This window comes from Parapedobacter lycopersici (genome assembly GCF_040395035.1).
In the GTDB taxonomy this organism is placed as follows: Bacteria; Bacteroidota; Bacteroidia; order Sphingobacteriales; family Sphingobacteriaceae; genus Parapedobacter; species Parapedobacter lycopersici_A.
Map to the genome: position 1 here is coordinate 1 of NZ_JBEBRB010000065.1, position 13,875 is coordinate 13,875.

Genomic DNA, 13,875 nt, shown 5'->3' on the forward strand with positions numbered 1-13,875 from the left:
CCCGCAGGCAGCCAGATTGTGAAAAACAATGCGGTATTGGATAAATTGGCCGCGTTAAAAAAATAAACGCTGATTAATTTCGCTTGGCCGGTGCATCCGGACCTTCAACGTTATTTATATTCAAGAGATCCGCTATCAGGCGGATTTTTTGTTTTGATGATACGCTAACCCGCCCCTCCATGCCTACTATACCGGTAGGTACATAATCAGTACCCGATACAGGCTCCCTGGCGGAGGTATGGAATGAACGGGCTCCGGTTGCCCTGGCAATCATCAGCACATTATTTTCATCAATCCCCGACCCCGGCATAATTTCCACTCTTCCGGCCGCCTGCTCCACCAATTTCCCGATGAGCGCCATGCCTTCCAATGCGGTGTTCTTCATGCCCGAAGTAAGCAGTCGGTCACAACCACAACGAATAATGGCCTCCAGGGCCTCCAATGGATCACGGCATCGGTCAAAAGCACGGTGAAACGTAACCTGCATCGGTGAAGCATAGTTTGCCAATATGCGCAGGCGCTCTTCATCAACTGAACCGTCGGACAGCAGCAGTCCGATAACCACACCGGTGCAACCCGCGGACCGGCAATACGCGATATCGGCTTTCATTTCCTCAAACTCAACATCCGTATACAGAAAGTTGCCAGCCCTCGGCCGGATCAACACGTGAATACCGATGTAGAGCAGTTGCCTGGCCAATTGAATCTGACCATGCGACGGCGTTATTCCACCGACCTCAAGCTGCTGGCACAATTCCACCCGCGTGGCCCCACCCGCTTGGGCAGCCAGCGCGGAAGTCACGCTATTGGCGCATATTTCCAGTTGATAGGGAGTCATACAGCACGATACTGAAACCTCAAAAATAAGAAAACCATCACGATATGGTTACAGTATTATTAAAATATTATTTGTAATTAATCTTAATAACGGTTATGTTTGTCTCGTTATTTAAACACAGTCTAAATAAATGACCCGTCAGCTACTATTTACATTTTCGGTTAGCGTTCTTTTCGCAACACCGATCAGCGCGCAGCAGATGCGCACGATATACGCCGGTGACACCTTACGGAACACTGCTCTTGACGAGGTTGTGGTGACGGGACAATACGAACCACAGTCTGTTAAAAACTCCGTATACCGTGTGCGTACCATTACCAACGAACAAATCCGCCTGCGCGCCTCCACTACGGTGGAGAACATCCTGAATACCCAGCTGGGCATGCGCTTTTCCAACGACCTCACCCTGGGCGAATCCGACATTCAGCTAATGGGGATGTCCGGACAGAATGTGAAGGTTTTGATAGATGGCATACCACTCATTGACCGTGGTGCCACAAAGCAAAGCCTTAGCCAGATTGATGTAAACAACATCGAACGCATTGAGGTAGTTGAGGGCCCCATGTCAGTTACTTATGGCACTGACGCCCTGGCTGGCGTAATTAATATGATCACCAAAAAGGCGGCAGCCGGCAATAGTCTGGTGATTGGTGCGCGGATTCAGGAAGAAAGCGCGGGAAATGAATACGCAGCTTTCCGCAAAGAGGGTACCCATAATGGTAACCTGTCGATAGACTGGCAGCGCCGCGGATGGCTCGCGCAGGTATCGGGCAGTCGAAACAATTTCGGCGGTTGGCAGGGGAATAGCGAAGGGCGCCTGCTCGACTGGAATCCGAAGGACCAGTGGCTGGCCTCCGGAACCTTTGGTTATCGCAACCGGAAGGTGAATACCTGGTACCGGCTGAATTTCCTGGACGAAGATATCTATATGCCGGGTGCGTTAAACAACCTGAATCTGGTGGCGGTGGACAAAAACTACCTCACCTCCCGCTTTACCCACATGCTGCAAACTGAATGGGGCATTAATGACCGTTTCAGTTTTTCCGGTGCCGTTTCCTATCAGGACTATGAGCGCCGCACAAAGACCATGCGGCGTAATTTTCGCACGGGTGAATCGGCATTGACCACCGGTGCTGGCGAACAGGACACAGCTCAATTCACCTCTTTTGTTTTCCGCGGCACGCTGCAATATAAAGTGTCCGATAAGGTGTTCCTTCAGCCCGGCATTGAGATTAATCGTAACGCCGGCAGCGGCCAGCGTATCGATGGCACTCCGGTAATCGCAGACTACGCATTTTTCATCTCCTCAGAACTAAAACCTACCCAATGGCTTCATATCCGGCCCGGACTGCGTTTTATCCGGAATTCCGTATATGATGCGCCGCCGGTTATCCCGTCCATTAACACCAGGTTCCGGATCAGTGAATCCGTTGATATCCGTGCAGCATATGCCCGTGGATTCCGTTCCCCGGCACTGAGAGAGTTGTATTTCACGTTTTTCGACGCAAACCATTCCATCCGGGGCAATGAAAACCTGAAAGCAGAGTATTCAAACAGTTTCAATACTTATGTAAGCTGGTACGGCACGGAGCTGGGCAATTGGCGCATTACCAGTACCCTGGGAGGCTTCTACAACCGGTTTAACAACCTCATCGACATTGGTGTCGCGCCGGATAATCCGGCAGTGAATACGTATGTGAATATCGAACGGTTCCGCACGGTTGGCACCACGTTTGAAAATTCCGTCTACTGGAAAAACCTGGAAGCCAGCATTGGCTTTTCCTATATCGGTCGACATAACCGCCTTTCGGACACGGAAACCAATGTTCCGGGCATGGTCTGGTCTCCCGAAGTGAACAGCAACATCATGTACTATATCCATAAATGGGGAACAGGTATTAACCTATTTTACAAATACAATGGTGATCGCCCCGGTTATGAAGCAGTGACACAGTCAAACGGCGACGTTAGCGTTAACCGTACGTCCATTGCTGCCTATCACAATGCCGATGTGAGCATCAACAAAAATATCACGCATTACCTGACGCTGGTTGGCGGCGTGCGCAACCTCTTTAACGTCACTCGTATAGAAAGCTCCGCTTTGGGCGATGGAAGTGCTCATAGTGGTGCCGTCAGTTCATTACCTGTAGGTTACGGCCGGTCATTTTTCCTCGGACTCAACCTCCAGTGGTCGAGAAACACGAATTAATAGCTATCCATTCATACATGATTAAAAACGAGACAAAAGCATGAAAACAACAATGAACACACTTAAATCAGTCGGCCTATGTGCAATGGCTGCAATAGCAGTAGCGGCATGCTCCCGCGGAAATGATCCTATTCCTGAAACACCGCCGTCGGACGGCACCACCCTCACGCTGCAGGGCGGAGACGGAGGCGGGTCGGCGGTCAATTCCGTATATGTGGATCTCAGTGCTGAACAGCAAACTTCCGTGGAACGCGCCGGCTGGAACCTGGGATTTTACTCCGGAGCAGGGTTTCGTGTCATTCTCAACGGGACGACCGGTACTTCGGCAATGGACGCCGGAACGACCGATCTCACTGAAGTAAATGCGACCAGCTTTGATATTTCCCAGCTGGCATCAGGATATGAACCTGCTAAGATGGCACTTTATGATGATACCGCAGGCCGCATTGAACATACAGTAATTGCAGAAATAGCTGCAAATGAAGCGGACAATAACGTATATGTCGTGAACACAGCCTTTGGGAGCGAAGTAAATGTAAATAACGTATGGAAAGTGCGGATTCTACGCGATGGTGATAACGGCTATACCCTACACTATGCGCAATTGAATGCAACTGACTATGAAACACTGCGCATTGCAAAAGATGGCGACTATCATTTTAAACATGTCTCATTTACCGCAGGTCAAGTGGACGGTGAGCCAAAGAAAGCCGACTGGGATTTCATCTGGGGATACAACATCTATTATACTGCTATGGGACCATCTGTATACATTCCCTACGCATTTTCAGACCTGATCTTCATTAACCATTTAGGTGGTGTCTCAGCAGCCGAAGTTATTTTCGAGGATGCAAATGGAGAAAGTACCGGTAAACCCGCTTATGCGGATTTCACCGAGGCTGATTTGGGCAGTGTCACATTCAGCAACTCGCGAAATGTGATTGCATCGAACTGGCGGGTAACTCCTTCGCCGACTCCAAATATTGTTGTGGGCACGAAAAAAGATCGTTTTTACCTGATTAAGGACCCGGCAGGAAATGTATATAAACTTCGGTTTACCAGCTTTACTACCGAAGACGGTGGTACGCGCGGTTACCCCGAATTGGAATACACCTTGGTAAAACGTGGCTAAACCATATCGCTTCCGCAATAAATAACACACAAAAAGAGTAGTCTGGCAGCCTGGTTACGGGCTGCCAGACCTCACGACTACAAACCTTGATAATATAATCCCACCATCCATGAAGACCAACATACTATTCGGATGCTTTGCCCTGATCATCAGCACGGCATTCAGTTCCTGCAATGCGCCAACAACGGGAGAAAGCCAAGGACTTGATTCAGCAAAGATTGTTTCAACCAATGGGACTCTTTCGGAAATACTGGTCGCCCTGGGAATGGAAAGCCATATTGTTGGCGTAGACGTCGCAAGCACCTATCCCGCCAGTTTACAGGAAAAACCGAAAATAGGACATAACCGGGACATATCAGCAGAAAGCGTGCTGGCGCTGGGACCAAATCTGGTTTTAGGCATCAATGAAGTAATCCGTCCGGAGGTAGCTGATCAAATTCGGGCTTCAGGAGTAAAACTATCGCTGTTTAACCACGAGTATTCAGCCGATGGTGCAAAGCAGCTCATCCGGGCCGTTGCTGATTCGCTGGGTAGGCCTGCAAAAGGAGATTCTCTCCTGCGGGAATTAGCGGCAGATCTGGCCAGGGCCGATTCCATTGTTGCCCAATCGCAAAGCAAACCCCGGGTGTTGTTTATCTATGCACGCGGTACGGGTACTATGATGGTGGCCGGACAGCGCACCCAGCTCGACGAGATGATTAATCTGGCCGGCGGGGTAAACGCGGTACAGGGATTTACGGATTTCAAACCCCTGACGGCTGAAGCACTAGTAGCCGCCAATCCTGATGTCATTCTTTTGTTTGATTCCGGCCTATCCAGTTTGGGGGGTATTGAGGGACTGCTGGAAGTACAGGGCGTCAACCAAACCAATGCCGGAAAAAACAGAAAAGTAGTTGAAATGGACGGTCAATTCCTCACCGGCTTCGGTCCTCGCCTCGGGAAAGCCGTATCGGAACTGGCAGAGAAGATCAGGTGAAAAATTACGGATTTATATTAGTTGTTCTTACGCTGATCTTAATTGCAGCTAGCGCCTTGTCGGTTTGCATAGGTGCAGTCGAAATCAGTGTGTCGGAGTTGTGGTCAATCATGCTGTACCGCATGGGCCTCAGCAGTGACATACATTTTAGTTCGCAACAGGAAGCTGTATTAGTTAATATACGGTTACCACGCGTATTATTGGGCGCTTTGGTTGGCGGTACGCTTGCCATTGCAGGTGCCGTTATGCAGGGGTTATTCAGAAATCCATTGGCAGAGCCCGGATTAATCGGTATCTCATCTGGCGCCTCGCTGTTTGCAGTGATGATGATTGTATTGGAAAACCGGATTTTTAACCATGTTCTAACCGCTTTATTTGGCTACTATGCCCTCTCCATTGCGGCTTTTGCAGGGGCGTGTATCACTACGTTCATTGTTTATCGCCTTGCAGTGGGCAAAGGTAAGGCAGATATTACCACCCTACTGCTGGCAGGTATTGCCATTAATGCGTTGGCAGGCTCCTTCACAGGCATGCTGACCTTTATTTCCACCGATCAGGAATTGCGTGATATTACATTTTGGAATTTAGGTAGCCTCGGCGGGGCAAGCTGGAAAACGGTTACCGGCATCCTGCCGTTTACGTTGATTTCATTATGTACCCTACCCTTTTTCAGCAAAGCCCTGAATGCACTGGCCCTGGGCGAATCACAGGCTGGGCATATGGGTATCCAGGTGAACCTGTTGAAAAAGCTGGTTATCGTATTGGCTACCCTGGGTGTAGGTGCTTCGGTAGCGGTGTCGGGCATGATTAGTTTCGTGGGTTTAGTAACTCCGCATATCCTGCGTATGGCGTTTTCTGCCGATCACCGCCTGGTCATACCCGGATCGGCGCTATTGGGCGCCGCGGTATTGGTTTTGGCGGATCTGATTGCCCGAACGATTGTTGCACCGGCAGAATTGCCCATCGGTATCCTGACGGCACTCATTGGCACGCCGGTATTTATTTATATCATCATGGCTGAACGAAAAAGGCGTGTAGTTAACTAATCATCCGCCAATGCGTTGCCATTACAATACGGGACTTCATTTTTTTGACAGCGTGTGGGGCTATCCCAATAATTTTAACTAATTTTAAATAAAAACAACAGAATTAAGAACCATGATCGAAGTTAGCCATATCCACTATTCGGTCGGCGCAAAAAAACTGATCGATGATATCAGTTTTAACGTGCAGCCCGGTGAACTCCTGGCAATTATAGGTGCCAACGGTGCCGGCAAAAGCACATTGCTGAAACTCCTATGCAAGGAATTACAAGCAAGCAGTGGCGAGATCCACATCCGCAGACAGTCCATCGGCACGTACAAGCTGGATCAGCTGGCCCGGTTCCGCGCTGTATTGGCACAGCAAAACACCATCTCTATTTCATTTAAAGTGCAGGAACTGGTCATGATGGGGAGGTATCCGCATTTCGACAACACCCCTACCGAAAACGATAAGGGGATTGTAAAAGCCGTTATGACGGAGACTGGTATTACCGAGTTTGCCAACCGCGATTACAATACCCTTTCGGGCGGTGAACAACAGCGGGTACAGCTGGCACGTGTCCTTGCCCAGATTTACGACCAACCGCAGGGTATACTTTTCCTGGATGAGCCGACCAACGGTTTGGATCTGCTTTACCAACAGCAGATTCTCAGTCTGGCACGCAGCCTCGCCGATCGGGGTTATTGTGTGGTCAGCATCCTGCACGATATCAATTTTGCATCGCGCTTTGCGGACAAAGTATTGATCCTCAAAAAAGGCAAGCGCGTTGCCTTTGGCAGCCCAAAACAGGTGATCAGCTGTGAAAATATCCACAACGCATTCAACATACATGTCCGTTTACTTGACGACGAAGAGTTTAAGTGCCCGCTGGTTATCCCGTCTATGGTATTGACCGAACAATCATAAATAATATTAGCATACAAATCATTATGGAACATACAACATTATCACTCCGAGAACAATACGAAGCTTTCAAAACCGAAAACCCCAAGGTACGCATACGTGACGCCGCCAGACAGCTAGGTGTTTCTGAAGCGGACCTGGTTGCCACCGGCGAACGGAACGTGGCGCTGAAGCCCGAATTTGAAAATATCCTGAAAGAGATCAGCACATTGGGCTATGTGATGGCGCTTACACGGAACGACCATGCCGTGCACGAGCGCAAGGGAACATACACCAAAGCAACATTCAATGGGCACGTTGGCCTCGTTGTAAACCCCGATATCGATCTGCGGCTTTTTATGAATGCATGGCATTTCGGCTTTGCAGTCCATGAAGGAGAGCGTCAGAGCCTGCAGTTTTTCGATCAGGATGGCGAAGCCGTACACAAGATTTACCTAACTGAGCAAAGCGATGTTCCGGCATACCAGGCATTGGTAACAAAATACACAGCCGATACACAGGGCATTCCTTTAGCCACCAGTCCGGTTGATAAGACCGTGGAAGAAACTCCCGACAACGAAATTGATCTGGCTGGTTTTCGACAAGCCTGGCTCGATTTGAAAGACACCCATGAATTCTTCGGTATGTTACGCAAGTTTGGCGTTGCACGTCACCAGGCCATGCGACTGGCTCCGGCGGGTCATGCGACGGAAATTTCCGTACCTTCCTTAAAGCGTATTCTCGAGGGTGCGTCCGAACGCGACCTGGATATCATGGTGTTTATCGGCAGTCGCGGATGTATCCAGATTCACACCGGAAAAACCAAAAAATTACTGCAGACAGGACCTTGGTTTAACGTACTCGATCCCGAGTTCAACATGCATCTTCGCGAAGATGCCATTACCAGCGTATGGCTCGTCAAAAAACCGACGGAAGATGGCATCGTAACCAGTCTGGAAGTCTTCGATAAGGAAGGCAATATCATTGTGCAGTTTTTTGGAAAGCGCAAACCGCGTATTCCGGAACGCGAAGACTGGCGGCAGGTCGTGGCAGACTATGCCGTGGCTATTTAACAAAAGAAAAGGGGTGTCCGTACGGATACCCTTTTTTTATGCAGCGATGATCGCATATACCCGTCTCCTGTCAAAGCCAATTTTTTTGTATTTTATTTATAATCTGTCTAAATAATTTATATCTTTGAACCAGCCCACCGGTATGGTCGGCATCAGGGATCGGCAAACCACCTGATAATGAACGGGAATAAAAATCTATATGGTTTGTTTTATATAGTTGTTTAGTTTAGTTAGTGAAACCCCGCTGATGTGAATCACCGGGGTTTATTTTTTATCCCCGCATAGCGCTTTCATTGTCAAATGTGCCGCGTGTATCCGGCATCCTTCCAATAAAGGCGGCCTTCATGCATCAGGGCAACTGTTTCGGAAATCCGTGAAACCGCTTCCGCGGAACAGCTTGCATCCACCAATACCAGTGCTGCATCATCACCCACTTTTGGCCATTGCATCGTTCCGTCATCGGTTAAAGGAAGTACGTTTTGCGTAGCAAAACCCAATGTTCTGGAAAGGTCAAATTCAGTCACCCAGCCATACAGCTCAGCCATCAGGTTAGCCTTCTGCAACATATTTCCCGTGCCAAATGTACTCCAGTAATCCTGAACATTATCATTGCCGACAAGCACGTCTACACCATATTTCATCAGTGCGGGAATTGGCATCACCGCGCCGCGGAATGGAATGGAAGAAACGATTCCAACATTGGCCTCGGCCAATTTCTCTGCAATCCGTGCGATTTCATCCGGTTGGAGGTAAGCCAGCGCAAACGCATGACTCACGAACGTCTTCCCCTGTAACTGCGGATTCCGCAGTACTTGTTCTGCTAGGTATTCCATGGTACGTATGCCCTCTTTTCCGGCATCGTGCAGGTGAATATCAATTCCTTTATGGTGATCCACTGCCAGCTGAACCGTAAAATCAATTGCCTTTTCAATAGCAGCGTCGATACTGAAAGGATCCAGTCCGCCAATGAAATTTACATGCTCCAGCTGCGCAGCTTCCTTCAACAAGGGAGCGGAGTCCGTATAGTAGAGTCCATGTTGCGGGAAAGCAACCAGTTCTGCTTTAAAACGTTCCTTTTTATGGTCCAGCGCCGCTAACAGATGTTCCAGCGAACGGAGACCGGATGTGGTATCCACATTGAAATGCGTCCGGGCAAACGTGGTGCCATAATGCTGCAGGAGATCAATCAGCAATTCCGCCCGGCGGGTAGACGTTTTTAGCAACTCCGGAATGATCTCCCGTTCATAAGCAATCATGTCCTGAACGGTCCGTCGCTTTGGCGAAAGTGCCTGCCATGGCAAACCGTACAGGGTCTTATCCAGGTGGACGTGCATGTCCCGGAATGCCGGCAGCATCAGCAATTCTTTTGCGTCGACCGCATCCGTAGAGTGTTCATTATTTGGGTTTATTCCGGTTATTTTTCCGTCGTTGATCTCCATGCAGAACAAATCGGTCTGTGTACCTGTGACCCCATTTTCATCCGTGATAAATGCCGTTTCCAGCCGGACATTTTTTATTGTGTACTTACCCGCCGCGAGGGTGGCATATGTTGTTTCCATACGATTACGATTACGTTGTCAATTATTACCCCTACACTCCAATAAGTGGGGTATTCGGAGCCTACGGTTTCAGAATATCCACAATAGCGTTAAAACCTCTTGACCGAGCATGCTGCAGTGGCGTTACCCCATCGTGATCAGGGATATTAAGGTCTGCTCCCGCTGTTTTCAGAAGCCGTACAATCTCCTGGTAACTTTCACTTCCATCACCCAGTACAATGGCTTCCATTAACGCTGTCCAGCCCAACCGGTTAACATGATCAATGGGATAGCCGGTCGTCTCCACCAGCAACCGGACAGTTTCCACGTGACCGCGTTCACAGGCCGGTATCAGCGCAGTGCCGTAATACCGGTTAAAAACGTCGAAACGGGCGCCGTGGCTCAAGAACAAGCGGACAAGCTCCGTTTGACCACTTGCACCCGCATACAGAAACGGACTATTCAAATTATCGGCCTGCTGATTCACATCCGCTCCGTATTTAACCAAAAGCTCTGCCATTTCAGTATGCCGGTTGTTGGTTGCAATCAATAGCAGGGAACGTTTGTTTTCATCTACGGTGTTGATGGCAGCACCCCGATCCAGTGCCAACTTCACCCCCGGAACATCGTTTTTTCTCACTAAGCTTAAAATATCCTGCATTCCTTCTGTGTTCAAATTTCCAGTTGTTGAGTGAGACGAGACCCCCGTTACCAGGAGGACCAGTAAAAAAGAAAGCGCTTTCATCATCAGGCAATATCCGTGAAAACAAGATTACCTTGATAGATCAGTGACCTGACGGGTGAAATCCGTGAAACGGCTTCTGCGGAACAGCTCGCATCCACCAGCACCACATTGGCGTCATCTCCCGCTTTTGGCCATTGCTGCACCCCATTGTTATCCAGCGGTAATGTACCGGCCGTTGCCAGCTTTAACATCCTGGACAAGCCAAGTTCCGTTGAATGGCCATACAGCTGCGCAGCAAGATTAGCCTTTTCCAGTACACTCCCCGTCCCAAACGTGTTCCAGTGGTCAACAATGCTGTCATTTCCGGTCATTACCTTCACCTGGTGCTTCAATAACGTGGGAATCGGCATTGTCAACCATCCGAAAGGAACGGTAGACACGATGCCAATTTGCGCAGCACCCAGTTTTTCGGCCACTTCCTCTTGCTTTATCTCACCCAGTTTTCCTAATACGAAGCAATGGCTCAAGTAGGTTTTTCCTTTCAGTACCGGGTTTTCGTTTACCTTATCAATCAGGTATTCCACCGTCTTCAGTCCCGATTCGCCCGATTCATGCAGGTGAATATCAATGCCCTTATTATGATCTAAAGCCAATTGCACGGTAAAGTCCATGGTTTTCTCGATGGCGCCGTCAATTGAATACGGATCGACCCCGCCGATAAAATCAATATCCATTGTGGCCGCTTCTTTCAGGTAGGGTGCCGTATCCGTATAAAACACACCGTGCTGCGGAAAAGCCACCAATTCTGCCCCGAATACCTTACGCTTGTTTTCCAAGGCTACCTGGAGGTTCCTGAGCGAATCCAATTTCGAGGTCGGTTCAATGTTAACATGGCTGCGGGCAAACGACGTACCTTTCGATTGCAGCAATTCAATGAGTTTTTCGGCTTTATAGGTCGAATTTTTAAGCAGTTCGGGCAATATCCGTTGCTCCAGCGCTATCATCCCCTTGACGCCCCCTGCTCCGCTCCTCACGGCCTGCCACCGCTCGCCATAAAATGTCTTATCCAAGTGGATGTGCATATCGCGGAACGACGGAAGCATCAGCAGCCCTTTCGCATCCATTGCATCAGCGTCAGGCTGATTGGGACTTATCGTTTCAATTTTGCCGTCTGCTATTGTTACCGAAAAAAGTGCTGTTTCCGTAGCAATGACCGTATCACCGTCATACATAAAACCCGTTTCCAGTCGGACGTTTTTTAGCATATAGCGACCAGTAGGTTGCACGGTACCTCCCTTCGTGTTTTCAGCAGGCTCACCCGGGCGTACATGTAATGTTCCGGGCACAACAGCCAGTCCGGCCAGACCCAATGTTGAGCTTTTGAGAAAATCTTTGCGTGATATTATTGGCATCTCCATTTTATTTCCTGTTTCTGTTGATATTATTTACAACGATTAAATCGCCCGAATTCCGGTATTAACCAAAAAAAGCGGCTAACTAATGGCAGTTATCACCTCGTTAGGTAAACGGCCAGAACAGTGGACGGGATATTGACAAAGGTACAGTGTTCCAAGTCTGGAACCGATGGGTAATTTCTGCCATTCCTTGTAAAATTTATCACTTTTTCCGGAATGCAGTCGGCGTCATTCCCGTCTGGCTTTTAAAGAAATTTGAAAAATAGGCATGGTCTGCGAAACCCAATTCAAAAGCGATCTCCTTGATCGAAAAATCCGTACCCTGGAGTAATCGTTTAGCTTCAATGCAGACCCGCTGGTGAATGAGCTGCGTAGCTGATATTTTCAATTGCTTTTTACAAAGTATATTCAGGTAATTGGCCGAAATATGTAGCTTGTCTGCATAAAAGGCGACAAACTTCTGTTCCTTGAAGCACTCATCGATCAGCATATTAAACTTTGCCAATCTGGGATTCGACTGATAAACTTTAAATTCCGCGAAGGTATGTTCAGCCTCGCGGCTTACAATGGCTGCAATGACGGCCGCACGCGCGTTGATCAAATGAACCAGTGAATCAGACCCCTTTAGTTCATTTCTAATGGCATTGAATTCATAAAGCAGGAGCTCAAACGCCCGACCGGTCAATCGGATTACCGGATGGTTCTGGTAATTGGTAAAGGAAAACCGGAAGTACGGAGCAAACTGCTCAAAAAACGGGCGTTCCACCATTAGCTGATATCCGATTGTTCCGGGTTCAATATCCCACTTGTGGATCTGTCCCGGAAACAGCACATGCACCTCGTGGTTACCTAATGGATAAGCTATGGAATCTATGGTATGGACACCGGCAGCCCGGTCAAAGAGTATAATGATAAAAAAATCATGTTTATGCGCTTTTTCGATATGCCGTTCGCCGTGGAGCTCATTAAACAGGATCTCGTCACGCCCCGCGGCCTGGTCCTTCCGGAAGCCCGCTATCCCGATATTAGGGGCAGTACCGCCTATATCATGCATATGCGCCATATCAACCATTTTGCCATTCGCAATACAGCCGGTCGGCCGGGCCGCTTTCTCATTTTGAAAAACAGCTACCCTAAACGCCGGCGTTTTACGATTGTGAAATTTATAAAAAAATCGGAATGTTTTTATGCAACAACGAATGCGTCAACTGACAGGTCACGTTTCGTTGACTGCAGTGGAATCAGCTTGGGTTGCATGGCTATTACAGCATCGTGATATCAAGGTGTTCATCGGCAGCCGGTTCCGCTGACTCCGATTGGGCGAAGAGATCCTCCATCTTGAAACTGAAGCTGCCATACAACTCCAGGTTACTGGGCTCCGGTTCAAAATTCAGGCGGGCCAGCTCATACTGCTGTGTGTTGAGCAACCGTGCGAAAGCTGTCCGGTATTTATCCGCGATGGGGACAGACGGCGGAAACTTCTGTGCCAGCGCATCCACCTGCCGGCCGTGTTTCCAGAACCTGTAGCACACATGCGGGCCAGTCGCCAGTCCGGTGCTTCCCACATAGCCAATAACCTGTCCCTGACTCACCCGTTGACCACGCTTCACCGCCCTTCGGCTCATATGCAGGTACTGGGTGGTATACACATTATCGTGCTGTACTTTCACATAGTTGCCGTTACCGCCGCTGTACGTCGCCTCAACAACAACGCCGTTAGCCGTTGCTACAATTGGCGTACCGTGCGGGGCGGCAAAATCCGTTCCCAGGTGCGCTTTCCAACGGCGTTGCACCGGGTGGAACCGACGCATGGTGTAGCGCGAAGAAATACGGGTATATTTCAGCGGCGCTTTCAGGAATGTCCGGCGGAGACTTTTGCCGTTTTGATCATAATAGGAGCCATCGGTACCGTCATCCGGCTGGAAATAATAAGCCTGGAATTCCTCCCCGTCGTGCGCAAATACAGACGATATGATTTTTCCGGCACCTATGGGATTGCCCTCCACATATTTGCGCTCGTATACGAGCTTAAACCAGTCGCCTTTATTAATCTGGTAAAAATTAACCGCCCATCCATAAATCT

12 protein-coding genes are annotated in these 13,875 nt (G+C 49.0%); 6 read left to right on the forward strand and 6 right to left on the reverse strand.

What is annotated here, in order from left to right; genetic code table 11:
* Nucleotides 1–73: 73 nt before the first annotated feature.
* Nucleotides 74–838 (reverse strand): copper homeostasis protein CutC, encoded by a 765-nt coding sequence (locus tag ABWO75_RS11220; protein ID WP_353185565.1) that lies wholly within the window; start codon nt 836–838, stop codon nt 74–76.
* Between the two features lie 130 nt (nt 839–968).
* On the opposite strand from ABWO75_RS11220, the gene ABWO75_RS11225 reads away from it, so the two are divergent.
* The 6 genes from ABWO75_RS11225 (at nt 969) to ABWO75_RS11250 (ending at nt 8,154) form a co-directional block, all read left to right on the forward strand.
* Nucleotides 969–3,047: a TonB-dependent receptor plug domain-containing protein gene (locus tag ABWO75_RS11225; protein WP_353185567.1), complete on the forward strand. Its 2,079-nt coding sequence runs from the start codon at nt 969–971 to the stop codon at nt 3,045–3,047.
* 40 nt (nt 3,048–3,087) lie between these two features.
* Nucleotides 3,088–4,179: an HmuY family protein gene (locus ABWO75_RS11230; protein ID WP_353185569.1), complete on the forward strand. Its 1,092-nt coding sequence runs from the start codon at nt 3,088–3,090 to the stop codon at nt 4,177–4,179.
* Between the two features lie 109 nt (nt 4,180–4,288).
* A complete protein-coding gene (locus ABWO75_RS11235; RefSeq protein WP_353185571.1) occupies nt 4,289–5,155 on the forward strand; it encodes a heme/hemin ABC transporter substrate-binding protein in 867 nt (288 codons plus the stop codon).
* Complete coding sequence (locus ABWO75_RS11240; protein WP_353185573.1) at nt 5,152–6,201, forward strand: FecCD family ABC transporter permease; 1,050 nt, start codon at nt 5,152–5,154, stop codon at nt 6,199–6,201. The genes ABWO75_RS11235 and ABWO75_RS11240 overlap by 4 nt, the downstream gene beginning before the upstream one ends.
* 112 nt (nt 6,202–6,313) lie before the next feature.
* Nucleotides 6,314–7,105: a heme ABC transporter ATP-binding protein gene (locus ABWO75_RS11245; RefSeq protein ID WP_353185575.1), complete on the forward strand. Its 792-nt coding sequence runs from the start codon at nt 6,314–6,316 to the stop codon at nt 7,103–7,105.
* A 23-nt stretch (nt 7,106–7,128) separates the two neighbouring features.
* Nucleotides 7,129–8,154 (forward strand): hemin-degrading factor, encoded by a 1,026-nt coding sequence (locus ABWO75_RS11250; RefSeq protein ID WP_353185577.1) that lies wholly within the window; start codon nt 7,129–7,131, stop codon nt 8,152–8,154.
* 296 nt (nt 8,155–8,450) lie between these two features.
* Here the strand turns inward: ABWO75_RS11250 and ABWO75_RS11255 are convergent, their stop codons facing one another.
* The 5 genes from ABWO75_RS11255 to ABWO75_RS11275 form a co-directional block, all read right to left on the reverse strand.
* Entirely contained in the window at nt 8,451–9,713 is a 1,263-nt protein-coding gene (locus ABWO75_RS11255; RefSeq protein ID WP_353185579.1) for an amidohydrolase, read from the reverse strand.
* A gap of 61 nt (nt 9,714–9,774) precedes the next feature.
* Nucleotides 9,775–10,332 carry an ankyrin repeat domain-containing protein gene (locus ABWO75_RS11260; RefSeq protein ID WP_353185581.1) on the reverse strand — a complete coding sequence of 186 codons (558 nt, stop codon included), beginning with the start codon at nt 10,330–10,332 and terminating at the stop codon, nt 9,775–9,777.
* A 107-nt stretch (nt 10,333–10,439) separates the two neighbouring features.
* Entirely contained in the window at nt 10,440–11,795 is a 1,356-nt protein-coding gene (locus ABWO75_RS11265) for an amidohydrolase (protein WP_353185583.1), read from the reverse strand.
* Between the two features lie 199 nt (nt 11,796–11,994).
* Nucleotides 11,995–12,855 (reverse strand): helix-turn-helix domain-containing protein, encoded by an 861-nt coding sequence (locus ABWO75_RS11270; protein WP_353185585.1) that lies wholly within the window; start codon nt 12,853–12,855, stop codon nt 11,995–11,997.
* Nucleotides 12,856–13,054: 199 nt separating this feature from the next.
* Nucleotides 13,055–13,875, reverse strand: an 821-nt coding sequence (locus tag ABWO75_RS11275; protein ID WP_353185587.1) for a peptidoglycan DD-metalloendopeptidase family protein, incomplete at its 5' end; no start/stop codon positions are given.